The organism is Mycobacterium sp., assembly GCF_035653355.1.
Taxonomy (GTDB): Bacteria; Actinomycetota; Actinomycetes; order Mycobacteriales; family Mycobacteriaceae; genus Mycobacterium.
The window spans coordinates 1-23,541 of the sequence record NZ_DASRBZ010000526.1 but is presented as its reverse complement, the minus strand read 5'-3'; the positions used below and the strand labels follow the sequence as shown (position 1 = coordinate 23,541).

Sequence of the window (23,541 nt, the reverse complement as noted above, 5' to 3'; positions counted from 1 at the left end):
CGCGGCCCCGCTCGCCCTGACGAGGGCGCCGGCTACGGCCAACCCCAACGAGCCGGCTATCCCGAACCCGGCGGCGGCTACGAAGGCTACGGGCCCGGTTACGGCCGCCAGGACTACGGCCAACCGGACTATGGCAGTTACGGCGAGGGCCCCAGCGGCGGCGTGTATGCCCCGCCCGGCGGCGGATACGCCGAGCCCGCCGGCCGCGATTACGACTATGGCCAACCTGCCGCAGCCGGCGGGTACGGCGGCTACGGCGAGACCGGCTACCCGTCGAGCGGCAGGGCGGTCACGCTGCAGCTCGACGACGGCAGTGGTCGGACCTATCAGCTGCGTGAAGGCACCAACATCATCGGCCGCGGACAAGACGCCCACTTCCGGCTCCCCGACACCGGTGTGTCACGCCGTCACCTGGAGATCCGTTGGGACGGGCAGGTCGCTCTGCTGACCGACCTCAACTCCACGAACGGCACCACCGTCAACAACGCGCCGGTGCAGGAATGGCAGCTGGCCGACGGCGACGTGATCCGGTTGGGCCACTCGGAGATCATCGTCCATTTCCAGTGAGTTGACCGCGGGGCGAAGCTATCGAGCTTCGCCCCGTGTCGGCCGCCGTCCAAGTATCGTGACGTTGCTGATGTGCTCGGCCTCGCGGGCGCGAGGTAGGCAGCGCCAGGACGGAGGGGACGCCAGATGCAGGGGTTAGTTCTGCAGCTGACGCGGGCCGGGTTCTTGTTGTTGTTGTGGGTCTTCATCTGGTCCGTCCTGCGAATCCTGCGCACCGATATCTACGCGCCCACCGGCGCGGTCATGGTGCGCCGCGGCCTGACCTTCCGCGGCACGCTGATGCCGTCACGGCAGCGCCGCAACATCCCGCGCTATCTGGTGGTCACCGAAGGATCGCTGGCAGGCGCGCGCATCAGCCTCAGCGGACAGCCGGTGCTGATCGGGCGTGCCGACGATTCCACGCTGGTGCTCACCGACGACTACGCGTCGACGCGGCACGCGCGGCTGACCCAGCGTGGCTCCGAATGGTATGTCGAGGACCTAGGATCGACCAACGGCACTTACCTTGACAGGGTGAAGGTGACGACGGCGGTACGAGTTCCGATCGGAACCCCGGTTCGGATCGGCAAAACGGTAATCGAGTTGCGCCCGTGACACTGGTTCTGCGTTACGCCGCTCGAAGCGATGTCGGCTTGGTGCGTTCCAACAACGAGGACTCGGTGTATGCCGGGGCGCGGCTGCTGGCGCTAGCCGACGGCATGGGCGGTCATGCCGCCGGGGAAGTGGCGTCCCAGCTCGCCATCGCCGCGTTAGCTCAGCTCGACGACGACGAGCCCGGCGGTGACTTACTCGGCAAGCTCTACGACGCTGTGCAGCAAGGAAATTCAGCCATCGCCGCGCAAGTTGAGATGGAGCCCGAACTGGAGGGGATGGGCACCACGCTCACCGCGATCCTGTTCGCGGGCGATCGGCTAGGGCTGGTGCATATCGGCGACTCGCGGTGCTACCTGCTGCGCGACGGCGAGCTGACGCAAATCACCAGAGACGACACCTTCGTGCAGACCCTGGTCGACGAAGGCCGCATCAGCCCGGAAGAAGCACACAGCCACCCCCAGCGCTCGCTGATCATGCGGGCCCTCACCGGGCACGAGGTGGAGCCGACGCTGACCATGCGCGAGGTCCGCGCCGGCGATCGCTACCTGCTGTGCTCGGACGGACTGTCCGACCCGGTCAGCGACGAAACCATTCTGGAAGCCCTGAAGATTCCCGACGTCAGCGAAGCCGCGGACCGTCTAATTGAATTGGCTTTGCGCGGCGGCGGACCCGACAACGTGACCGTGGTGGTCGCCGACGTCGTCGACTACGACTACGGCCCGACGCAGCCGATTGTCGCGGGCGCGGTTTCAGGCGACTCCGATTATCAGGACCAGCTAACCCGGCCCAACACCGCCGCCGGACGAGCCTCTGCTATCAGCCCTCGCAAAGACGTCGCGAAAAGGGTTCTGCCACAAGCCGATACATTTACCCGGCCGCGGCGATCGCGGCGGCGGATGGCGATCGCGATCACGCTGTTGGTGCTGCTTGTCCTGGCCGGGCTCGCGGTGGCCCGGGCCGTCATCCGCAACAACTACTACGTCGCCGGATACAACGGCAACGTCGCGATCATGCGCGGCATTCAGGGCTCGATACTGGGCTTGCCGCTGCACCAGCCGTACTTGCTTGGCTGCCTGACCGGCAACCAACTGTCCCAGATCAGCTACGACCAGTCCCAGGGTCAACTGGGCTGCCACCTGATGAAGCTCGACGATTTGCGGCCGGCTGAACGCACCCAAGTGGCGGCCGGGCTTCCCGCCGGTAGCCTTGACGACGCGATCGCGCAGTTGCGCGAATTGTCAACCAACTCACTGCTGCCGCCGTGCCCGTCCCCTCGCGCCACATCACCACCGGGTGAGATCAGCCGCAGCCCAGCGCCCAGCACCACCGCCAGCCCGCCGCAGACCCAAGCTCCCGACCAATCCTCCGAAACCACAGCGCCTTCCGCCGCCGCGCCGTCCTCCATCACCGCGCCGACCGTCACCGCGAATCCGCCGCCACATCAGCCAGGCACCGATTGCCGGGCGGCGGCATGACGACACAGCCCCAACCGGCGATCGCGCTGACACCTCCGCTGCCGAATCGGCGTAATGCCGAACTGCTGCTGTTGTGCTTCGCCGCAGCGATCACCGCGGCAGCGCTGGTCATCGTGCAGGCCAACCAGGATCGCCGATTGCACTGGGACTTGGCCGGTTACATGCTGGGATTCCTGACCTTGTTCGCGTGCGCGCACCTGGTTGTCCGACGCTTCGCCCCCTACGCAGACCCGCTGCTGTTGCCGGTGGTGGCATTACTCAACGGCCTCGGTCTGGTGATGATCCACCGCCTCGACATCGCCCAGGGCGCCATCGGCGGCCACACGCATCCCAGCGCCAACCAGCAGATGCTGTGGACGCTGGTCGGGGTGACCGGCTTCGCGCTGGTGGTGAGCTTCTTGCCAGATCACCGCCAGCTCGCCCGCTACGGCTACACCTGCGGCGTCGCCGGCCTGGTGATCTTGGCGATCCCGGCACTGCTGCCGCGGGCCTTCTCCGAGGAGAACGGTGCCAAAATCTGGATTCGATTCCCGGGCTTTTCTATTCAGCCCGCGGAGTTTTCCAAGATCCTGCTGCTGATCTTCTTCGCCGCAGTGCTGGTGGCTAAACGCCGGCTGTTCACCAGCGCCGGCAAGCACGTGCTCGGGATGGATTTGCCGCGGCCCCGCGACCTTGCGCCGCTGTTGGCCGCGTGGGTCATCTCGGTGGGCGTAATGATTTTCGAAAAGGACCTCGGCACTTCGCTGCTGCTCTACGCGTCGTTTCTGACGATGGTGTATCTGGCCACCCAGCGGTTCAGCTGGGTGGTCATCGGTCTGGCCTTATTCGCCGCGGGAAGCGTTGTGGCGTACTTCATTTTCGGCCATGTCCGGGAGCGGGTACAGACATGGCTGGACCCGTTCGCCGACCCGGAAGGCAGCGGCTATCAGATTGTGCAGTCACTGTTTAGCTTTGCCACCGGCGGCGTCTTCGGTACCGGGTTGGGCAACGGTCAGCCGGACACGGTGCCCGCGGCATCAACCGATTTCATCATCGCCGCGTTCGGTGAAGAGCTCGGGTTGGTGGGGCTGGCCAGCCTACTGATGCTCTACACCATTGTGATCATCCGCGGCCTGCGCACCGCGATCGCGGTGCGCGACAGCTTCGGCAAGCTGCTGGCGGCGGGTCTGGCGTCGACGCTGGCGATCCAGCTGTTCATCGTCGTCGGCGGCGTGACGACGCTGATCCCGTTGACCGGACTGACCACACCGTGGATGTCCTACGGCGGCTCGTCGCTGCTGGCCAACTATGCGTTATTGGCAATCCTGGTGCAGATTTCGCATGCCGCGCGGCGCCCGTTCCGCACCCGGCCACGCGTGGCCGCACCGATCGCCGCCGCCAGCACTGAGGTGATCGAGCGGGTATGAACGCCTCCCTGCGCCGGATCTCGGTGACCGTGATGGCGCTGATCGTGCTGCTGCTGCTCAACGCCACCTTCACCCAGGTGTTCACCGCCGACGGACTGCGCGCCGATCCGCGCAACCAGCGAGTGCTGCTCGACGAGTACTCGCGGCAACGCGGCCAGATCACCGCCGGGGGACAGCTGCTGGCCTATTCGGTAGCCACCGACAACCGCTTCAAGTTCCTCCGGGTGTATCCGAATCCTTTTGTGGACGCGCCGATTACCGGTTTCTACTCGCTGCGGTATTCCAGCACAGGCCTGGAACGCGCCGAGGACCCACTGCTCAACGGCTCCGACCAGCGGCTATTCGGCCGGCGGCTGGCCGACTTCTTCACCGGTCGCGACCCGCGCGGCGGTAACGTCGACACCACGATCAACCCGCGTGTGCAGCAGGCCGGCTGGGATGCGATGCAGCAGGGCTGCGGCGGTCCCTGCAAAGGTGCCGTCGTCGCGGTCGAACCGTCGACGGGCAAGATCCTGGCGCTGGTGTCTTCGCCGTCCTACGACCCCAACCTGTTGGCGTCGCACAACGCCGACGAACAATCCCAGGCCTGGCAGCGGCTGAGGGACGACCCCGCCTCCCCGCTGACCAACCGCGCCATCTCGGAGACCTACCCGCCGGGTTCGACGTTCAAGGTGATCACCACAGCCGCTGCCCTGCAGGCAGGCGTGACCGAAGATGACCAGCTCACCTCGGCGCCGACGATTCCGCTGCCCGACAGCACTGCGGTCCTGCAGAACTTCGGCGGCACACCGTGCGGCAGCGAGGCGACCGTGTCGCTGCGCGAGGCATTCGCCCATTCCTGCAACACCGCGTTCGTCCAACTGGGCATCGGCACCGGCGTCGACGCCCTGCGCAGTACCGCCCAGGCGTTCGGGTTCGACAACCCCCCGGACCCCATCCCGCTGCAGTTCGCCGAATCAACCGTCGGCCCGATTCCCGACGACGCCGCGCTGGGAATGTCGAGTATCGGACAGAAGGATGTCGCGCTCACCCCGCTGCAGAACGCGATGGTGGCCGCGACCATCGCCAACGACGGGGTCACCATGCAGCCCTACCTGGTCAACAGCCTCCAAGGGCCCGACCTGGCTAACCTCGGCAGCACCGCCCCGCATGAGCAGCGCCGTGCAGTTTCACCGCAGGTCGCGGCTAAGCTAACAGAATTGATGGTCGGCGCCGAGACAGTCACACAGCAGAAAGGGGCCATCCCCGGCGTGCAGATCGCTTCCAAGACCGGTACCGCTGAGCACGGCACCGACCCGCGAAACACTCCGCCGCATGCGTGGTACATCGCCTTCGCACCGGCGCGCACACCGAGAGTGGCAGTCGCGGTACTGGTAGAGGACGGCGCTGACCGGCTATCCGCGACCGGTGGCGCCCTCGCCGCGCCGATCGGCCGGGCCGTGATCGAGGCTGCGCTGCAGGGAGGACCATGACCGCGCGAGTAGGTGTGACGCTGTCTGGCCGGTATCGCCTGCAGCGGCTCATCGCCACCGGCGGCATGGGCCAGGTGTGGGAGGCCGTCGACAGCCGGCTGGGCCGCCGTGTCGCGGTCAAAGTGCTCAAACAAGAGTTCTCCCAAGACCCCGAATTCCTGGAGCGGTTCCGCAACGAGGCGCGCACCACGGCGATGCTCAACCACCCGGGCATCGCCAGCGTGCATGACTACGGCGAAACCACCATGAACGGCGAGGGCCGCACCGCTTACCTGGTGATGGAGCTGGTCAACGGCGAGCCGCTCAACTCGGTGCTCAAGCGCACCGGCAAGCTCTCGCTGCGGCACGCGCTGGACATGCTCGAGCAGACCGGCCGGGCCCTGCAGGTGGCGCACGCCGCCGGGTTGGTGCACCGCGACGTCAAGCCCGGCAACATCTTGATCACCCCGACCGGCCAGGTGAAGATCACCGACTTCGGTATCGCCAAGGCCGTCGACGCGGCCCCGGTCACTCAGACGGGCATGGTGATGGGCACCGCTCAATACATCGCGCCCGAGCAGGCTCTCGGTCACGAGGCAACACCTGCCAGCGACGTCTATTCGCTGGGAGTCGTTGGCTACGAATCGGTTTCGGGCAGGCGGCCCTTCACCGGCGACGGCGCCCTAACGGTTGCGATGAAGCACATCAAAGAGCCGCCGCCGCCGCTGCCCAACGACGTGCCACCCAACGTGCGGGAGCTCATCGAGATCACCCTCGTCAAGAACCCGCAGCTGCGCTACAAGAGCGGGGGACCGTTCGCCGACGCCGTCGCCGCGGTGCGTGCCGGCCGTCGGCCGCCGCGACCCAACCAAACAGGCCGGGCGACCCCCGCTTCCATTCCTTCGAGTGCCCCCTCCCGGGTCGCCGCCAACCCCACCGGCCGCGCTCCCGCCGCCCGTCGACCGCGGCCGGCGACCACAGGGCACCGTCCGCCACCGCAGCGACGCACCTTTTCCTCCGGGCAGCGCGCACTGTTGTGGGCAGCCGGAGTGCTGGGAGCGCTGGCGATCATCATCGCGGTGCTGATCGTGATCAACTCCCACAACGAGAACATGCAGCCCCAGCAGTCCACCCCGACCGTCACCGATACCGGAACCGCGCCCAGCAGCAGCGGCTCGGCCCCCGCAACGCCGTCCGATTGGACGGATCGGGGGCCGACGGGTCATCCTGGACGGCAGAGCAAGCACGCCCAACTCAGCCGGGCAATCGAAGGAAGGCGGGCCGCCCCGCTCACGCAGCACGATTCGGCGTCGGCGGCCCTACCCGAAATATCGCAATGACTACCCCGCAGCACCTGTCTGACCGCTACGAGCTGGGCGAAATCCTCGGTTTCGGCGGCATGTCAGAGGTTCACCTCGCGCGCGACGTGCGGTTACACCGCGACGTGGCGGTCAAGGTGCTGCGCGCCGACCTCGCCCGCGACCCCAGCTTTTATCTGCGCTTTCGGCGCGAGGCGCAAAACGCCGCCGCGCTGAACCACCCGGCCATCGTCGCCGTGTACGACACCGGCGAAGCCGAAACCCCCGCTGGCCCGCTGCCCTACATCGTGATGGAGTACGTCGACGGGGTCACGCTGCGCGACATCGTGCATACCGAGGGCCCGATGCCGCCCCAGCGCGCTATCGAGGTCATCGCCGACGCCTGCCAGGCGCTCAACTTTTCCCACCAGCACGGCATCATCCACCGCGACGTCAAGCCGGCGAACATCATGATCAGCAAGACCGGCGCGGTCAAGGTGATGGACTTCGGTATCGCCAGGGCGATCGCCGACAGCGGCAACAGCGTCACCCAGACCGCGGCGGTGATCGGCACCGCGCAGTACCTGTCGCCCGAGCAAGCTCGCGGCGACGCCGTCGACGCCCGCTCCGATGTGTACTCGTTGGGCTGTGTTCTCTACGAAATCCTTACCGGCGAGCCACCTTTCGTCGGTGACTCGCCGGTCGCGGTCGCCTACCAGCATGTGCGGGAAGACCCGATTCCGCCGTCGCAGCGCCACGAGGGGATCTCGGCGGACCTTGACGCCGTCGTGCTCAAGGCGTTGGCCAAAAACCCCGACAACCGCTACCAGACCGCCGCCGAGATGCGCGCCGATCTGATTCGGGTGCACAACGGTGAGCCGCCCGAAGCGCCGAAGGTCCTCACCGCCGCCGAGCGGACGTCGCTGCTGGCGTCGTCGACGCCGTCCGGTCCGGCGGGACCCCAGACGGATCCGCTACCGCGGCAGCAACTCGACTTCGTCCGTGACCGCAGCACCGGCTCGGTAGGCCGCTGGCTGGTCGCGGTGGCCGTGCTGGCGGTGTTGACGGTGGTGGTGACCATCCTGATCAACACATTCGGCGGCAACACCCGCAGCGTCCAGGTGCCCGATGTGCGCGGACAGGTTTCGGCCGACGCGATCGCCGCCCTGCAAAACCGCGGCTTCAAGACCCGCACCCAACAAAAGCCGGATTCGACGGTCCCCCCCGACCATGTGATCGGCACCGACCCGACCGCCAACGCGTCGGTGGGCGCAGGCGACGAGATCACCGTCAACGTCTCGACCGGGCCCGAGCAGCGTGAAGTGCCGGACGTGTCCTCGCTGAGCTACGCCGATGCGGTCAAGAAGCTGACGGCAGCCGGGTTTGGCCGGTTCAAGCAGGTCAGCTCGCCGTCGACCCCGGAGCTGAAAGGCCGTGTGGTCGGCACTAATCCGCCGGCCAACCAGACGTCGGCGATCACCAATGTGATCACGATCGTCGTCGGGTCGGGGCCGGCGACCAAAGAGGTCCCCGACGTGGCCGGCCAAACGGTCGACCTCGCGCAGAAGAACCTCACCGTCTACGGCTTCTCCAAGTTCGCCCAGGCCTTGGTGGACAGCCCGAAACCGCCCGGGGAGGTCATCGGTACGAATCCGCCCGTAGGAGCCAACGTTCCAGTGGACTCCGTGATCGAACTGCAGGTATCCAAGGGCAACCAGTTCGTGATGCCCGACCTGTCCGGCATGTTCTGGACCGACGCGGAACCGCGGTTACGCGCGCTGGGCTGGAACGGCGTCTTGGACAAGGGGCCCGACGTCGACGCCGGCGGCGACAAGCACAACCGCGTCGTGTATCAGAGCCCGGCGCCCGGTCAGGGCGTGAACAAAGACGGCACCATCACGCTGAAGTTCGGTCAGTAGCCGCCAAAGGCCGTACTGTCGCGGCGATTTCGCTTTCCAGCCGACGCACCAGGCCGTCGTCGAGGCGTTGCCCGCAATAGGCCAGCCAGTTGGCCAGCATCCGGTGTCCGCCCTCGGTGAGGATGGACTCCGGGTGGAACTGCACCCCGTGGATCGGCAGCTCGCTGTGCTGCACGCCCATGATCACCCCGCTGCGGGTGCGGGCCGTCACCTCCAGCACGGGCGGCAACGTTTCCGGCAGTATAGTCAGCGAGTGGTAGCGGGTCGCCGTGAACGGATCCGGAAGCCCGTGCAGCACACCGCTATTCGTGTGGAACACGCTGCTGGTCTTGCCGTGCAGCAGCTCGGGGGCACGGTCGACGGTGGCCCCGAATGCCACACCGATCGCCTGATGCCCCAAGCACACACCCAGCAGCGCGGTGCGCGCGGCGGCGCAGGCACGCACCAGGCCGATCGACGCGCCGGCGCGCTCGGGTGTGCCCGGACCCGGGCTGAGCAGCACCCCGTCGAAGTCAGCGGCGACGGCAGCTTGATCAGCGAACCTGGGGTCGTCGTTGCGCCACACCTGGGCCTCGACGCCGAGCTGGCCGAGGTACTGCACCAGGTTGAACACGAAGCTGTCGTAGTTGTCGACGACCAAGATCCGCACCGTGCCAGCCTAGCGTTCGCCCTGTTCGCGGCTTGGGCTCAGTAGCCCAGCGGGCCGGCGGGCTTGGCGACGTGCATGCGCACCGGTTCACTGTGCCCGACGATCCGCACATCGGATTTGACCTGCTCGTCGTAGCCGAGCCCGAACCGAATCACGTATTGCTTGTAGAGAGTGACCAGGGGAGCGGCGGCCAACGCTGCCTGCATGGCGGCCGCGTCGCCGATAGCGGTGATCATGTAGGGCGGACTATAGGTACGCCCGTTGAGCAGCAGCGTGTTTCCGACACAGCGCGGTGCTGAAGTGGCGATGATGCGCTGGTCCTGCACCTGGATCGCCTCCGCGCCGGCGCTCCACAACGCGTTGAGCACCGCCTGGATGTCCTGCTGGTGCACTACCAGATCGTCCGGAGAGGCATCGCGCGGGAAGCGGCCGTTGGCGTCGCGCTGAGCGTCGCTGAGCGTCACGACCAGACCGGGGCCGTGGACCGGATCCAGACCGGCCTCACCGGCAAGTTGAGCCGAGCGGGCCTGCATCGCTGCCAACGCGGTGTCCGCGGACCGGCCATGGGTCGAGTCGATCTTGGTGGACAGCCCGTCTCGCTCGGCGGTGAGCCGGTCCACCGACGCTTGCTCTTCGCGGACCAGGTCGACCAGGCGCGGTGCATCGCTGCGGCGGATCTCGCTGCCGCCCGAGACACCGTGGGTGGCGGCCAACAGCAGGCCGGCCAGCAACCACACCAGCGGCACACCGAAGCGCCACGGTGAACGGGGCTGGGCCGGGCTAGTCATCGGCTCTCCGTTCCCTGGACCACGCGTGCGTTAATCTCGTAGCCGAACCATGCTCGCGGCTTTCAGTCGTTATCGTCACACCCGCATCTCCGAGGTATCAATGCCCAAGTCGAAGGTCCGCAAGAAGAATGACTTCACCGTCGGCGCGGTGAGCCGTACGCCGGTCAAGGTCAAGGCCGGGCCGTCCAGTGCGTGGTTCGTCGCATTGTTCGTGGGCCTGATGCTGATCGGGCTGATCTGGCTGATGGTGTTCCAACTGGCCGCCGCCGGCTCGACGGCACCCACCGCGCTGAACTGGATGTCAGAGCTGGGCCCGTGGAACTACGCGATTGCCTTTGCTTTCATGATCACCGGTCTGTTGCTCACGATGCGTTGGCACTGAGTAACCGGTGCGCCATGTTGAATTCATCTTGGGCGGCGATCGTTACTGGGCTGGCAACTTCACCGTCACCCAATCACACCGATGTGATTCATCCCCATTGTTGATAGCGCTTGTGGATAACTACATCGGCTGTGGTGAGAGGGTCTAGGGGACTCGTGCAGCAAACTCAATGGGCGCCGAGGACGGCTGGAATCGCTGGTTGTGGCTTCGCCGGGGCGGTGATGGCTATCGGCTGTGTGACCCTAGTCACAGACCTTCCAGGCAGGATATTCACAGGTATTGCCGCAACGGGTCTGATCTTGTTTGCGGTCGTGTCGTGGCGCGCTCGCCCACGGCTGGCAATCGAGCCCGACGGCCTCGTCGTGCGTGGCTGGTGGCGAACGCAGTTCTTGCGCCGCCCCCAGGTCAAGATCATCCGGATCGTCGAGTTCCGTCGCATCGGGCGCAAACTCCGGCTCCTCGAGATCGAGACCGCCGACGACCAGCTGCGGATTTTCTCCCGCTGGGATCTGGGCACCGACCCGCTGGAGGTCCTCGACGCGCTGACCGACGCCGGTTACGCCGGACCGGAAGTCACCTGAGCCGCGTCACGCGATGGTGACCGATTCGATGACGACCGCCTCGGTCGGCCGATCGTTGCCGTCGGTGGCCGTGTTGGCGATCGCGTCGACGACCTTCTGAGACTCGGTATCGACCACTTCACCGAAGATGGTGTGCCGCCGGTTCAGGTGCGGTGTGCGGTCGACGGTGATGAAGAACTGCGAGCCGTTGGTGCCGGGGCCGGCGTTGGCCATCGCCAGCAGGTAGGGCCGGTCGAACTGCAGCTCGGGGTGAAACTCGTCGGCGAACTTGTAGCCCGGACCGCCACGACCGGTGCCGGTCGGGTCGCCGCCCTGGATCATGAAGCCCTTGATCACCCGGTGGAACACCGCGCCGTCGTAGAACGGGCCCGACGTGCCGCCGGATGCGTTCTGGCTCGAGTACTCCTTGGTGCCTTGCGCCAGGCCCACGAAGTTCGCGACGGTCTTGGGAGCGTGGTTGCCGAACAGGGCGATTTTGATGTCACCACGGTTGGTGTGCAGCGTGGCCGTGGCGGTCTGAATGGGACTGTTAGTCACGACATCCGAGTCTGCCATTAGCCTTCGGCGCAGCCGCACCGGGTCCCATGAGCCGCGACCACGGCAGCCGCTGCGGCACAACACGCGCAGCCGACCTCATTCGGCGCGCAGGCGCCGCAATGGTGGCAGTCTGGGGAGGTTCGGACGCACGGTCGACAGAAAGAGGCGTGATGAGCCTGAAGACGGCAACCCGGTTGACTCCACGACAACGGCTGACCCGCGGTCTGACGTACACGGCCGTCGGGCCGGTCGATGTCACCCGCGGTGTCGTCGGGCTGGGTCTCCACTCCGCTCAGTCAGGCGCGGCCAACCTGCGCAGGCGTTACCGGGAGGGCAGGCTGGCCCGCGAGCTGGCAACCGCCCAAGAGACCATCGCCCAAGAACTGGCTGCGGCTCAACAGGTGGTGTCCGGGCTGCCGGCGGCGCTGCAGCAGGCACGCCGGTCCCAGCGTCGCAGCAGGCGCCCATGGGTTATCGCGGGGATCGCCGCGGCCGCCGGGCTCGCCGCGGGGGCGGTGGCGTTCTCGGTGATTCGCCGCTCGTCGCGGTCGGAACCGTCGCCGCGACCGCCGAGCGTAGATGTGCAAGCCCAGCCGTGATCGGCCGCCTGTGGAGCCTAGGGGATTCGAACCCCTGACTTCTGCCTTGCAAAGGCAGCGCTCTACCAACTGAGCTAAGGCCCCGGGTCGTGACCCGCGGTGTGGTCAGCGGCCACGTGCCATACCTCGACGCGGCGTCGGGATCGCACCACCGCCGCCACCACCGTGATCGCGGCGAGCAGCACCGCAAGTCGCACGGCGCGTCGGGGAGAACACATGGTGGTGGGCCTAGGAGGACTCGAACCTCCGACCTCTTCGTTATCAGCGAAGCGCTCTAACCGCCTGAGCTATAGGCCCGTACCTCGGTACGGCCGAGCGACGAGATTACCGCAATCGGCGCCCACCCCCCAAAACACTAATCCCGGTCTGCCAGCGTCACCTCGATGCCGCCGATCAGGTCCGTCGTCAGGTTGTAGATGAACGCGCCGATTGTGGCCCCCGCGGTCAGCAACACGATGTTGACCAGGCCGATCAGCACCGCGCCGCCGAAGATCGTCCCGCTGGACACCAGCTCGCCCGTGCTGCCGCCGTTGGCGTTGGTCAGCAAGTCACCGACGTTGCTGTTCAGCTTGCTCCACACACCCATTCCGCCCAGCACCAGGTAGAGGAATGCCACCGCGATCATCCAGACAAAGAACAGCGCCACCGACAGCACCAGCGACACCTTCAACGTGCTCCAGGGATCGATGCGGCGAATCTGCATGCTCGCCCGAACCGGCCCGCGCGCCCGGCGGGCCACCTGGAGGCGCGGTTCTGCTGTGGTGGACCGGCCCGGTCCAGGCGGGTTGGCGGTGTCTGTGGGGTGATCCGGGCCTGGTTGGCGCTGCGCCGGCCGGGGAGCCGGCGCAGACAGATCTGGCAGCTCGCTGGCGTACGCGTCAGCATGGCGGCCGTCGCCGCGCGCCGGCGCTGGTTCGGAATCGTGCTCGGGAGCGCTGGTGTGTTCGGGCCGAGGCGGCGCGGGGTCCGGCCGTTTGGGAGAGGAGAAGGCAGCCGGCGCGGCGGTGCCCGTAATGAAGCGGTTCACGCGCCCCTCGATGTCGCCGGAGTGGCGGGTCGTGCGGGGTTCGGCCGGTGTTTCCGAAGCAGACCGTTGCGGCGGACGTGGCCGGTCGGGGCGCCGCTGCCACGGCGGCACGCTGCCAGTGTCGGTGGCGCGGCCGGGGCCCGGTCGCGGCGCGGATCGGTGTGCGTCGTTGTGATCAGGTGAACCATTGCGGTCGCCCGGGTTTTCGCCGGGCGAGGAGTGTCCCGGCTCGTTCGGTGAAGTCACCCGCGGCTCCTTACGTGTACACCCGGGCCGCCCGGGCGGTGGTGGCGGTCGCTTATGTGTCGGGCTGAGCGGCGCTGCCCGACTCTGGCCCCGCTAGTGGGGAACGCCCACCTCGGGGATCGTATCGTCACAGCCTAGGAACCCGGATCGTCGTCGCTTACTTCGGCTTCTTCGGCATTGCGTGCGATGGCTATCAGTGTGTCGCCCTCACCCAAGTTCATCAACCGCACACCCTTGGTCTGCCGTCCGGCCTTGCGAACCTGCCGCGCCGCCGTCCGGATCACCCCGCCGCCGGAGGTGATCGCGTAGACCTCAGTCTGGTCATCGACGATCAATGCCCCAACCAGCTTGCCACGCCGCGGGTCGTACTGGATGGTCAGCACTCCCTTGCCGCCGCGCCCTTGGACCGGGTATTCCTCGATCGCGGTGCGCTTGGCATAGCCGCCGGAGGTCGCGACCAATAAATAGGTGCCTTCCCGGACCACATTCAGTGACAGCAGCTCGTCGTCGGTGTTGAACCGCATGCCCTGCACGCCCGAAGTGGCCCGGCCCATCGGCCGCAGCGCTTCGTCGGTCGCCGAGAACCGGATGGACTGGCCGTTGGCCGAGACCAGCAGCAGATCGTCGTCGGCCGAACACAGCACCGCGCCAACCAGTTCGTCGCCGTCGCGCAGATTGATCGCGACGATCCCGCCCGACCGGTTGGAGTCGAAGTCGGTAAGCCTGGTCTTCTTGACCAAGCCGTTGCGGGTTGCCAGCACGAGATACGGCGCGTCGGTGTAGCCGCGGATCCGGATGACCTGCGCGATACGTTCCTCCGGCTGGAACGCCAGCAGGTTGGCCACGTGCTGGCCGCGCGCTGTGCGGGAGGCCTCCGGCAGCTCGTACGCCTTGGCCCGATACACCCGGCCCTGGCTGGTGAAAAACAGGATCCAGTCGTGTGTGGAGCACACGAAGAAGTGCGCCACGATGTCGTCTTGCTTGAGGCCCGCGCCCTGCACGCCTTTGCCGCCGCGTTTCTGGCTGCGGTACAGGTCGGTCTTGGTGCGCTTTGCGTAGCCGGTCTCGGTGATGGTGACGACGACGTCCTCGCGAGCGATGAGATCTTCGTCGCTGACCTCGCCGTCGGCGGCCACGATTCGGGTGCGACGGTCGTCGCCGTGTTTGTCGACGATCTCGGCGAGCTCGTCGCGCACGATGCCGCGCTGGCGCTCCGGCTTCGCGAGGATGTCCTCCAGGTCGGCAATCTCGGCCTCGATCTTGGCCAGGTCGTCGATGATGCGTTGCCGTTCCAGGGCCGCTAGGCGGCGCAACTGCATGTCGAGGATCGCCTGGGCCTGGATCTCGTCGATGTCGAGCAGCTCGATCAGGCCTTGCCGGGCGATGTCGACGGTCTCGGATGCCCGGATCAGCGCGATCACTTCGTCAAGTGCGTCGAGCGCTTTGACCAGCCCGCGCAGGATGTGGGCGCGTTCGTTGGCTTTGCGCAGCCGGTAGCGGGTGCGCCGCACGATCACGTCGAGCTGATGGTCGACGTAGTGGCGGATCAGCTGGTCCAACCGCAGCGTGCGCGGCACCCCGTCGACGATCGCCAGCATGTTGGCGCCGAAGCTGGTCTGCAGCTGGGTGTGCTTGTAGAGGTTGTTGAGCACGACCTTGGCGACCGCGTCGCGTTTGAGCTCGATGACGATGCGCAGCCCCACCCGGTCGCTGCTCTGGTCTTCGATGTTGGCGATACCGGAGAGCTTGCCGTCGCGGACCTGTTCGGCGATCGAGGTGATGAAGTTGTCGTGGTTGACCTGGTAGGGCAGCTCGGTGATGACGAGTCCCGTTCGGCCCTTTGCAATTTCCTCGATCTCGGCGACCCCGCGCATGCGGATCGAGCCGCGCCCGGTGGTGTAGGCCTCGGTAATTCCCTGACTGCCGACGATTAGCCCGGCGGTGGGAAAGTCGGGGCCTTTGACCCGTTCGGTGACCGCGGCCAGCGTCGCCTCTTCGTCGGCGTCGAAGTTTTCCAGGCACCAGAACACCGCTTCGGCGAGCTCGCGCAGATTGTGCGGCGGGATGTTGGTGGCCATTCCGACCGCGATGCCGCCTGAGCCGTTGGCCAGCAGGTTGGGGAACCGGCTGGGCAGTACCGTCGGCTCTTGCACCCGGCCGTCATAGTTCGGAATGAAATCGACTGTCTCCTCGTCGATTTCACGCAACATCTCCATCGCCAGCGGTGTCAGCCGCGCTTCGGTGTTGTGGCTGACAAACCCGTTGGTGATAAACGCGTGGTCCGCAGTATTGACGCGGAGGCTATAGACCGGCTGCACGCCGGCGTCAGTGACACTGGCGACTCGCGCGTAGTTGAACCGACCATCGGTCAGCTCTTCGGCAATTGCTTGGGCGTCCGGGTTACTGCCGTGCGCGTGCAGGAAGCGCGCTAGTCCAGGGACGCCGACTGTGTAGGTTGTGGGCGCAAATTTGCGTCTTTCGCGGGCAAAACCTGCACAGTCGACGCTCAATGCGCTCCGTTGGATCACCGCATAATCGCCCGGCTTGATTTCGTCGATCAGTTTCCACAGCAGGGTCGGCACGCCGGCGACATCCACCAAGCAGAGCAATGGGTGGTTGGCAGTGCCAGTGACCTGCAGGCCTTGGACCGTGCGGACCGTGTACACCCGGTGCTCCCCCGAGTGGAACAGTCGATCGGCAAGCACCGGATTACCATGTCGATCAAGGACTTTGAGGTCGATGACGTTGTCGCTATTAGGCCTCGCATCCGGCACCACGTCGGCGATCCGCACCGAATCCCCCTCGGGGAGGGCAACCAACGCATCCCCAGTGACGCAGTACCTCATCGCCGCCGGCGGGTCATTGCCGGGTGAACCGAAGTTGCCTTGGCCGTCGACCAGCGGGTAGCGCAGCGACCACGGCTGGGCCATCCGCACCAGGGTGTCGTAGATCGACGCGTCACCGTGCGGGTGGTAGTTGCCCATCGTCTCGGCGACCGACCGAGCGGACTTGGCGTGGCTGCGATCCGGGCGGAAGCCCGAGTCGAACATCGCGTAGAGCACCCGGCGGTGCACCGGCTTGAGGCCGTCGCGTACTTCGGGCAGCGCACGACCGACGATCACGCTCATCGCGTAGTCGATGTAGCTGCGCTGCATCTCCTGCTGGATGTCGACCGGTTCGATCCGCTCGGTGGAATCATCCCCAGGCGGCAGCGTGGTGTCTGTCATCTATTCCTCGTTCACCGATAGGGCTGGACCCGCGGCTCAGACATCAAGGAAGCGAACGTCCTTGGCGTTGCGGGTGATAAAGCTGCGCCGAGCGTCGACGTCCTCGCCCATCAGGATGGAGAACAGCTCGTCGGCCGCGGCGGCGTCGTCGAGAGTGACCTGGCGCAGCACCCGCACCGCGGGGTCCATCGTGGTTTCCCACAACTCCTTGGCGTCCATTTCACCGAGACCCTTGTAGCGCTGGATGCCGTCGTCCTTGTTGATCTTCTTGCCGGCCTTCAGCCCGGCCTCCAGCAGTCCGTCGCGTTCGCGGTCGGAGTAGGCGAATTCCGGTTCGGCGCGCTGCCACTTCAGTTTGTACAGCGGCGGCTGCGCCAAGAACACATGACCGTTCTCGATCAGCGGGCGCATGAACCGGAACAGCAACGTCAACAACAGCGTCGAGATGTGCTGGCCGTCGACGTCGGCGTCGGCCATCAGCACGATCTTGTGGTAGCGCAACTTGGAAATGTCGAACTCGTCGTGAATCCCGGTGCCCAGTGCGGTGATGATCGCCTGCACTTCGGTGTTCTTGAGCACCCGGTCGATGCGGGCCTTCTCGACGTTGATGATCTTGCCGCGTAACGGCAGGATCGCCTGAAACATCGAGTCGCGGCCGCTTTTTGCAGAGCCGCCGGCCGAATCGCCTTCCACCACATACAGTTCCGACTTACGGGGATCGGTGGAGCGGCAGTCGGCCAGCTTGCCGGGCAACCCGCCGATGTCGGTCGCGGTCTTGCGGCGCACCAGTTCTCGGGCTTTGCGGGCGGCGATGCGCGCCTGCGCCGACGACACCGCCTTGTTGACGACGGTCTTGGCGTCGGACGGGTTGGCTTCGAACCAGTGGGTGAGCTGCTCGTTGCACACCTTCTGCACGAACGACTTGATTTCGGTGTTGCCGAGTTTGGTCTTGGTCTGACCCTCGAATTGCGGTTCGGCGACCTTGACGGAGATCACCGCTGCCAAACCTTCTCGAATGTCGTCGCCAGTGAGGTTCGGGTCCTTGTCTTTTAACAGCTTTCGGTCCTTGGCGTACTTGTTGACCACCGACGTCAAGGCCGCGCGGAAGCCTTCTTCGTGGGTGCCACCCTCGTGGGTGTTGATGGTGTTGGCGAACGTGTGTACGGACTCGGAGTAGCCGGCGTTCCACTGCATCGCGATCTCGACCTCGTGGCCGTCGCCCTTACCTTGGAAGTCGACGATGGTGTTGTGGATCGGCTGCTTGGTGCGGTTGATGTGCTTGACGAAGTCGACGAGCCCGCCGGGGTAGTGGAACTCACGCTTCTTGACCTTGTGCGGTGCCGCCTTCTCGGCCGCCCTCTCCTCGGCGGTCTTCGGCGCCTCGGCGGTATCGCTGACGACCTCGTCGACCACCTCTTCCTCGGACACCCGCTCGTCGGTGAGCGTGATCGTCAGGCCCTTGTTCAGAAACGCCATTTCCTGCAGCCGGCGCGCGACGGTCTCGAAGTCATACTCGGTGGTCTCGAACACCGTCGGGTCGGCCCAGAACCGGACCGTCGAGCCGGTCTTTGTTGTCTTCGCTCCCTGCTTGAGCGTGCCGGGCACCGAGTGGTCGTAGAACTGGAACCACTCGTAGCCGTCGGTGCAAATCTCCACTTCCAAACGGGTTGACAGCGCGTTGACTACCGAGACGCCGACACCGTGCAGACCACCCGAAACCGCGTACGCATCCGAGTCAAACTTTCCGCCGGCATGCAGCTGGGTCATCACCACGTCGACGGTCGGGATGCCCGACGCGTGCATCTCGACCGGGATTCCGCGGCCGTTATCGGTGACTTCGACGCCGCCATCCTCGAGCAATCGCACGTCGACCTGGGTGGCGTAACCGGCCATCGCCTCATCGACCGCGTTGTCCACGACTTCCCAGATGAGGTGGTGCAGACCACGCTCACCGGTGGAGCCGATGTACATCCCGGGGCGTTTGCGGACAGCCTCCAGCCCTTCGAGAATGGTGATGGATTGGGCGCCGTACTTCGCTGGTGCTTTCTTCTTCTGGGCAGCCACGGTCGGAAAGGTCTCCTTGGGGGTCGCATGCGAGCGGTCCAGTCACCGCAGCAGCATCGTGGCTCCAGTCTACCGTTACTGGCTGACAGCACCGATTTTCCCGGGGCGTTTCTACCTATCTGACCGCGCCGTGTGTTCGCCATCGTGAGTAGGGCCGCGTCCTGACGCTCGCGGAGGATATCGCTGGGCTTCTGGCGGCTCTCAGCCGATAATTCGACGCCGCCGATCCGCACCTCAGCCGTACGTGTCGCGCGGGCCTCGCCCGGCGATGTGCAGCGGTCCCTTCCGCCATGACGGCGCCGCCGGACCAGAAATTTTCAGCGTCGTCACGACACCGTCGCCGACCGCGGCCGCGATCTTCGCCAGAAGTTGGGCTTGCATGATCCGCAACTGGGTGGCCCAGGCGGTCGATTCCGCTGAGACCTTCAAGACGCCGTCGCTCAACCCGGTGGGGGTGGCGTGCTCGGCGATCTGTTGACCGACCACCGACGCCCACTGTCCGAGGACCGTGCCTTCGGCCACTCGTGACGACCAGCCGCGCTTCTTCGCCACGTCCCGCGCTAGACGCCCGAGTGGTTGAGGGTCCCGATGATCGGGACCTGGCCCAGACCAGCTTCGCCGGCTCCCGGCGCCGGCCACCCGGCGCGGAGCCACCGCCGAACGCCCGCGGCCCACATCATGACCGCGCAGCCGCGCCGCTTCCCGCGCCTCCTCGAGCGTGCGCCGCACCAAATCCATATCTGCTGCTCGCGGCGGTTCCACCGGATTGACGTTGTCAGTCATGTCTGCACCACCGAGATTCGTCCGCTGTCTTCGTCACGCAACTGAATCGCCACCTCCCGAGCATCCCAACCTGTCGGGATGTCTTCGGCCACCGCCGCCGTCACCAACACCTGCTCCGCCGATGCGGCGACGGTTGCCAGCGCGCGTCGCCGCGTGGTGTCGAGTTCGGCGAACACGTCGTCGAGCAACAACACCGGGTCGCTGCCTTCGCCGCGCAACAGCTCATAGGCCGCGAGCCGCAACGCCAATGCCAGCGACCACGATTCCCCGTGGCTGGCAAAACCTTTCGCCGGCTGGTCACCGAGCTGCAACTCCAAGTCGTCGCGATGCGGGCCGACCAAACACACTCCACGTTCCAGCTCGGCGCTTCGCCGCTCGGATAACGCCGAGAGCAAGGCGGCTTCCAGAAAGCCCGGGTCGGCGTGTCCAGCCGGACCCAGGTCGACGCTGGCGCGATAACCGATCCAGGCGGCCCGGGGCCCGGGTGCCAACAACTGGTAGGCCTTCGCAACTTCGGGGGCTAGTTCGTTGACCAGGTCGACGCGCGCGGCCATCAACTCAGCGCCGTGCGCGGCCAACCGCCCGTCCCACACATCAAGCGTCTCCAGCACACCGTAGTCGCCGCGTTGTCGAGCACCGGCCGCTGTCTTCAGCAGCGCCGTCCGCTGCCGCAGCACTTTGTCGTAGTCCGCGCGCACCGCCGCGATCCGCGGCCGGCGCAGCGTCGCCAGGTCGTCCAGGTAGCGGCGACGATCCGCCGGGTCTCCGCGTACCAACGCCAGGTCTTCGGGCGCGAACAGGACTGCCCGCAACACTCCGACCACCTCGCGGGTGCTGCGCACCGGCGACCGGTTCAACCGCGCCTTGTTGGCCCGCCCGGACGCGATCTCCAAGTCGACTGCACATTCGCGGCCATCGTTGACCACGATCGTCGAAATCACCGCTCGCGGAGCACCACTTCGCACCAGCGGGGCGTCGGTGGCTACCCGGTGTGAAGCCAACGTCGACGAATACCACAGCGCCTCAATGAGATTCGTCTTGCCGTACCCGTTGGGACCGACGAAGACCGTGCGCCCCGGCTGCAATTCCAGCTCGGCATGGGGCCACGACCGGAAGTCGCGCAACCCCAAGTACCGAACGAACACCGCTGCGCACTACCCCGGCAAGCGCACAGGCATCAGCAGATAGACGTATTGGCTCTGGACAGCGGGGAAGGGCCCAGAGCCGTCCGGGTGTGACTCCTCATCCGATGCTGGGCGCAAGACCGCGGGTCGACTGGGCGTGGTGAAGCCGAACGACACCCGTTCGGAATGCAGCGAGCCCAGCCCGTCGGTCAGATACGTCGGGTTGAACGCAATGGTCAGCGGGTCACCGGCGAACTCGACGGGCAAGTCTTCTTCGGCGCGCCCGACGTCGTCGGCGCCGGCGGACAGCCGCAGCAGCCCGTCGGCGAATTCCATCCGGATTTGGGCTCCCCGTTCGGCCACCAATGCAACGCGCTTGATTGCTTCAGTCAACTCGGCCACCCCTATGGTGGCCACGGCGGTGTGCTCAGTCGGAAGCAACTGCCGAAACTTCGGAAACTCAGCGTCAAGCAATCGGGTGGTGCTGCGCTTGCCGTCGCCGCTGATGCCCAACAGGCCGTCTCGTCCGACGCCGGAACCGGCGCCCAACGACAGCCGCACCTCCGAGCCGTCGGGGCTCGCCTTGGCTGCTTCCGCCAGCGTCTTGGCCGGCACCAGGACCGCGGCCTCGATATCAGGCGACACCGCCGACCACGTCAGTTCGCGCACCGCCAACCGGAACCGGTCGGTTGCGGCCAAAACCACTGTTTCACCCGAGATCTCCACCCGGATACCGGTCAACATCGGCAACGTGTCGTCTCGGCCAGCTGCCACGGCAACTTGACTGATCGCTTCGGCGAACACCTCGGCGGGCAGTCTGCCAGTCTCCTCCGGCAGGGCAGGTAAAGCGGGGTAGTCCTCGACAGCCATCGTCGGCAACGAGAATCTGGCGCTCCCGCACGTCAACGACACCCGGGTACCGTCGACGTGGAAGTCGACCGGCCGGTCCGGTAACGCGCGGGTGATGTCCGACAACAATCTGCCTGACACCAAAACCGTTCCTGGAGAAGCAATTTCAGCGGCCACCCGGACCTCGGCGGAGACCTCGTAGTCGAAACCGGAAATCACCAGCCCGTCTTCCGATCCGGTCAGCAGGACTCCGGCAAGCACCGGCACCGTCGGCCTGGTGGGCAGATTCCGGGCCACCCAAGCCACCGCTTCGGCGAAGTCGTCACGCACCAGCCGAAACTTCAAGTCGTTGAGACCTACCTTCGTCGTCGCCACATTCATAGCGGTCCCTTCATCAACCCCATCACAACGAACTCAAAGTCAGCGGCTACCTGTCCCCGCGAACGGGGATTCTCCGGTGACGAACGCCTGCGGCCGCAAGTCGGCTGTGGCGACCGTAATCGGCAGTCGAAGAACAACCGTAGAGCGTCCGGCCCCATCTTGAAAGCTAATCGGCAGGGGTGACATCGGTTGACTTCAACGCCCGTCACCGTGTGGAAAGCGCGTGTCCCAAGGCCGTTCTTCAAAGAAGAAACTACGGAGAGATCTCAGTAACAGTATTAAGGCCTGTGCAGTTTGTGGATAGCACCGTTGCACTGCTGGTCGGGCCGCCGGCGTGCTGTGGAAGACAGTGCGGACGGCTGTGTGGTTTGTGTGCGCCGCTGGGGATACCACACCGTTGTGCACGATGGGTCCGAGTGACAGGGTCGTTGTCCACATCCTTGTGCACACGATTTGGGAGCGGCCGACGGCGCGGCGAATTGTGAACCCCACGGGTCATGACACGTGTAGTAGCGGGGACGAGGAATCCCACTCAGCGCTTGGAACGCTGGCGGATGCGTGTGGTGAGTTCTTTGACATGGTCGAACACCTCCTGGCGTTCGGCCATCTCGCCGCGAACCTTGCGTTCGGCATACATCACCGTGGTGTGGTCTCGGTCGAATGCCTGACCGATCTTCGGTAGCGACAGGTCGGTGAGTTCTCGGCACAGGTACATCGCGATTTGTCGAGACTGAGCCAGCGCCCGGGTCTTGCCGGGCCCCCGAAGCTCCTCCACCGTGGTGTCGAAGTATTCCGCCGTGGCCGCCATGATGGTGGCCGCGCTGATTTGCATCGTGCTGGCATCGGCGATCAGGTCGCGCAACACAATCTCGGCCAACGACTTGTCGATTGGCGTCTTGTTCAGCGAGGCGAACGCTGTGACGCGGATCAACGCGCCCTCGAGCTCGCGGATGTTGCGCTCGATGCTGCTGGCGATCAGTTCAAGCACATCGTCGGGCACGGCAAGCCGTTCCATTTGTGCTTTCTTCCGCAGGATGGCGATGCGGGTTTCCAGCTCCGGGGGCTGCACGTCGGTGATCAGGCCCCATTCGAACCGGGTCCTGAGCCGATCCTCGAGGGTGGCGAGCTGTTTGGGCGGCCGGTCGGAGGAGATGACGATCTGCTTGTTGGCGTTGTGCAGCGTATTGAAGGTGTGGAAAAACTCCTCCTGGATGCCTTCCTTGCCTTCGATGAACTGGATGTCGTCGACCAACAGCACATCGACATCGCGGTAGCTGCGTTTGAAGGCGACTTTGCGGTCGTCGCGCAGGGAGTTGATGAAGTCGTTGGTGAACTCTTCGGTCGAGACGTACTTCACCCGCATGCCGGGAAACAGGCGTTGCGCGTAGTTTCCCGCGGCGTGCAAGAGGTGCGTCTTGCCCAGCCCGGATTCTCCCCAGATGAATAGCGGGTTGTAGGCGCGGGCCGGGGCTTCTGCGATGGCGAGGGCGGCGGCATGAGCGAACCGGTTCGAGGCACCGATGACGAAGGTGTCAAACGTGTAGCGCCGGTTCAGGCTCGTCCCACCGGCCGCTGCGGCGTCGTTGCTGTGCGG

General features: G+C 65.8%; 21 protein-coding genes and 2 tRNA genes. 10 read left to right on the top strand and 13 right to left on the bottom strand.

Features of this window, described 5'->3' with window-relative positions:
• From VFA16_RS18120 to pknB, 7 genes are all read left to right on the top strand, one after another.
• Positions 1-567, top strand: a 567-nt coding sequence (locus VFA16_RS18120; protein WP_324969145.1) for an FHA domain-containing protein, incomplete at its 5' end; no start/stop codon positions are given.
• Between the two features lie 126 nt (positions 568-693).
• Positions 694-1,161 carry an FHA domain-containing protein FhaB/FipA gene (locus VFA16_RS18115; RefSeq protein WP_324969144.1) on the top strand — a complete coding sequence of 156 codons (468 nt, stop codon included), beginning with the start codon at positions 694-696 and terminating at the stop codon, positions 1,159-1,161.
• Positions 1,158-2,636, top strand: coding sequence for a PP2C family protein-serine/threonine phosphatase (locus tag VFA16_RS18110; RefSeq protein WP_324969143.1), 1,479 nt, complete (start codon positions 1,158-1,160; stop codon positions 2,634-2,636). Before VFA16_RS18115 ends, VFA16_RS18110 begins: the two co-directional genes overlap by 4 nt.
• A complete protein-coding gene (locus VFA16_RS18105) occupies positions 2,633-4,042 on the top strand; it encodes an FtsW/RodA/SpoVE family cell cycle protein (protein WP_324969142.1) in 1,410 nt (469 codons plus the stop codon). The genes VFA16_RS18110 and VFA16_RS18105 overlap by 4 nt, the downstream gene beginning before the upstream one ends.
• On the top strand, positions 4,039-5,514 hold the full coding sequence (pbpA, locus tag VFA16_RS18100) for a D,D-transpeptidase PbpA (RefSeq protein ID WP_324969141.1): 1,476 nt from the start codon (positions 4,039-4,041) through the stop codon (positions 5,512-5,514). Before VFA16_RS18105 ends, pbpA begins: the two co-directional genes overlap by 4 nt.
• The gene (locus VFA16_RS18095; protein WP_324969140.1) at positions 5,511-6,833 is read left to right on the top strand and encodes a serine/threonine-protein kinase; all 1,323 of its coding nucleotides are present in this window, start codon (positions 5,511-5,513) and stop codon (positions 6,831-6,833) included. Before pbpA ends, VFA16_RS18095 begins: the two co-directional genes overlap by 4 nt.
• Positions 6,830-8,710 (top strand): Stk1 family PASTA domain-containing Ser/Thr kinase, encoded by a 1,881-nt coding sequence (pknB, locus tag VFA16_RS18090; RefSeq protein WP_324969139.1) that lies wholly within the window; start codon positions 6,830-6,832, stop codon positions 8,708-8,710. The genes VFA16_RS18095 and pknB overlap by 4 nt, the downstream gene beginning before the upstream one ends.
• Here the strand turns inward: pknB and VFA16_RS18085 are convergent.
• The gene (locus tag VFA16_RS18085; RefSeq protein WP_324969138.1) at positions 8,688-9,359 is read right to left on the bottom strand and encodes an aminodeoxychorismate/anthranilate synthase component II; all 672 of its coding nucleotides are present in this window, start codon (positions 9,357-9,359) and stop codon (positions 8,688-8,690) included. The two genes, pknB and VFA16_RS18085, sit on opposite strands and share 23 nt — an antisense overlap.
• A gap of 38 nt (positions 9,360-9,397) precedes the next feature.
• Positions 9,398-10,147 carry a DUF881 domain-containing protein gene (locus tag VFA16_RS18080; RefSeq protein WP_324969137.1) on the bottom strand — a complete coding sequence of 250 codons (750 nt, stop codon included), beginning with the start codon at positions 10,145-10,147 and terminating at the stop codon, positions 9,398-9,400.
• Between the two features lie 100 nt (positions 10,148-10,247).
• Between VFA16_RS18080 and crgA the strand changes: the two genes are divergently transcribed.
• Positions 10,248-10,529 (top strand): cell division protein CrgA, encoded by a 282-nt coding sequence (crgA, locus tag VFA16_RS18075; protein WP_083088093.1) that lies wholly within the window; start codon positions 10,248-10,250, stop codon positions 10,527-10,529.
• A gap of 155 nt (positions 10,530-10,684) precedes the next feature.
• Complete coding sequence (locus tag VFA16_RS18070; protein ID WP_324969136.1) at positions 10,685-11,110, top strand: PH domain-containing protein; 426 nt, start codon at positions 10,685-10,687, stop codon at positions 11,108-11,110.
• 6 nt (positions 11,111-11,116) lie between these two features.
• Here VFA16_RS18070 and VFA16_RS18065 read toward each other — a convergent pair whose 3' ends face one another.
• Positions 11,117-11,665 carry a peptidylprolyl isomerase gene (locus tag VFA16_RS18065; RefSeq protein WP_324969135.1) on the bottom strand — a complete coding sequence of 183 codons (549 nt, stop codon included), beginning with the start codon at positions 11,663-11,665 and terminating at the stop codon, positions 11,117-11,119.
• A gap of 152 nt (positions 11,666-11,817) precedes the next feature.
• Between VFA16_RS18065 and cwsA the strand changes: the two genes are divergently transcribed.
• Positions 11,818-12,246, top strand: a complete 429-nt coding sequence (cwsA, locus tag VFA16_RS18060) for a cell wall synthesis protein CwsA (RefSeq protein ID WP_324969134.1) — start codon at positions 11,818-11,820, stop codon at positions 12,244-12,246.
• Between the two features lie 11 nt (positions 12,247-12,257).
• Here the strand turns inward: cwsA and VFA16_RS18055 are convergent.
• The 10 genes from VFA16_RS18055 to dnaA all read right to left on the bottom strand — a co-directional run.
• Positions 12,258-12,330: transfer RNA gene (locus VFA16_RS18055), tRNA-Ala, on the bottom strand.
• Positions 12,321-12,464 carry a hypothetical protein gene (locus VFA16_RS18050; protein ID WP_324969133.1) on the bottom strand — a complete coding sequence of 48 codons (144 nt, stop codon included), beginning with the start codon at positions 12,462-12,464 and terminating at the stop codon, positions 12,321-12,323. The genes VFA16_RS18055 and VFA16_RS18050 overlap by 10 nt, the downstream gene beginning before the upstream one ends.
• 2 nt (positions 12,465-12,466) lie before the next feature.
• A tRNA-Ile gene (locus VFA16_RS18045) sits at positions 12,467-12,543 on the bottom strand.
• A 58-nt stretch (positions 12,544-12,601) separates the two neighbouring features.
• A complete protein-coding gene (locus VFA16_RS18040) occupies positions 12,602-13,519 on the bottom strand; it encodes a DUF3566 domain-containing protein (RefSeq protein WP_324969132.1) in 918 nt (305 codons plus the stop codon).
• Between the two features lie 134 nt (positions 13,520-13,653).
• Positions 13,654-16,746: an intein-containing DNA gyrase subunit A gene (gene gyrA, locus VFA16_RS18035; RefSeq protein ID WP_324969131.1), complete on the bottom strand. Its 3,093-nt coding sequence runs from the start codon at positions 16,744-16,746 to the stop codon at positions 13,654-13,656.
• A gap of 36 nt (positions 16,747-16,782) precedes the next feature.
• Positions 16,783-18,810: a DNA topoisomerase (ATP-hydrolyzing) subunit B gene (gene gyrB / locus VFA16_RS18030; protein WP_324969129.1), complete on the bottom strand. Its 2,028-nt coding sequence runs from the start codon at positions 18,808-18,810 to the stop codon at positions 16,783-16,785.
• 234 nt (positions 18,811-19,044) lie between these two features.
• The gene (locus tag VFA16_RS18025; RefSeq protein WP_324969128.1) at positions 19,045-19,593 is read right to left on the bottom strand and encodes a DUF721 family protein; all 549 of its coding nucleotides are present in this window, start codon (positions 19,591-19,593) and stop codon (positions 19,045-19,047) included.
• The gene (gene recF / locus VFA16_RS18020; protein ID WP_324969127.1) at positions 19,590-20,738 is read right to left on the bottom strand and encodes a DNA replication/repair protein RecF; all 1,149 of its coding nucleotides are present in this window, start codon (positions 20,736-20,738) and stop codon (positions 19,590-19,592) included. Before recF ends, VFA16_RS18025 begins: the two co-directional genes overlap by 4 nt.
• Positions 20,739-20,747: 9 nt before the next feature.
• Positions 20,748-21,947: a DNA polymerase III subunit beta gene (gene dnaN / locus VFA16_RS18015; protein WP_324969126.1), complete on the bottom strand. Its 1,200-nt coding sequence runs from the start codon at positions 21,945-21,947 to the stop codon at positions 20,748-20,750.
• 532 nt (positions 21,948-22,479) lie between these two features.
• On the bottom strand, positions 22,480-23,541 hold a 1,062-nt coding region (gene dnaA, locus VFA16_RS18010; protein ID WP_324969125.1), incomplete at its 5' end, for a chromosomal replication initiator protein DnaA.

Coding starts and splice junctions, on each gene's coding strand:
- VFA16_RS18105 (WP_324969142.1), top strand. CDS start 2,633: ATGACGACACAGCCCCAACCGGCGATCGCGCTGACACCTCCGCTGCCG.
- cwsA (WP_324969134.1), top strand. CDS start 11,818: ATGAGCCTGAAGACGGCAACCCGGTTGACTCCACGACAACGGCTGACC.
- VFA16_RS18025 (WP_324969128.1), bottom strand. CDS start 19,593: ATGACTGACAACGTCAATCCGGTGGAACCGCCGCGAGCAGCAGATATG.
- VFA16_RS18065 (WP_324969135.1), bottom strand. CDS start 11,665: ATGGCAGACTCGGATGTCGTGACTAACAGTCCCATTCAGACCGCCACG.
- VFA16_RS18095 (WP_324969140.1), top strand. CDS start 5,511: ATGACCGCGCGAGTAGGTGTGACGCTGTCTGGCCGGTATCGCCTGCAG.
- pbpA (WP_324969141.1), top strand. CDS start 4,039: ATGAACGCCTCCCTGCGCCGGATCTCGGTGACCGTGATGGCGCTGATC.
- crgA (WP_083088093.1), top strand. CDS start 10,248: ATGCCCAAGTCGAAGGTCCGCAAGAAGAATGACTTCACCGTCGGCGCG.
- VFA16_RS18080 (WP_324969137.1), bottom strand. CDS start 10,147: ATGACTAGCCCGGCCCAGCCCCGTTCACCGTGGCGCTTCGGTGTGCCG.
- dnaN (WP_324969126.1), bottom strand. CDS start 21,947: ATGAATGTGGCGACGACGAAGGTAGGTCTCAACGACTTGAAGTTTCGG.
- pknB (WP_324969139.1), top strand. CDS start 6,830: ATGACTACCCCGCAGCACCTGTCTGACCGCTACGAGCTGGGCGAAATC.
- VFA16_RS18115 (WP_324969144.1), top strand. CDS start 694: ATGCAGGGGTTAGTTCTGCAGCTGACGCGGGCCGGGTTCTTGTTGTTG.
- gyrA (WP_324969131.1), bottom strand. CDS start 16,746: ATGACAGACACCACGCTGCCGCCTGGGGATGATTCCACCGAGCGGATC.
- VFA16_RS18050 (WP_324969133.1), bottom strand. CDS start 12,464: ATGTGTTCTCCCCGACGCGCCGTGCGACTTGCGGTGCTGCTCGCCGCG.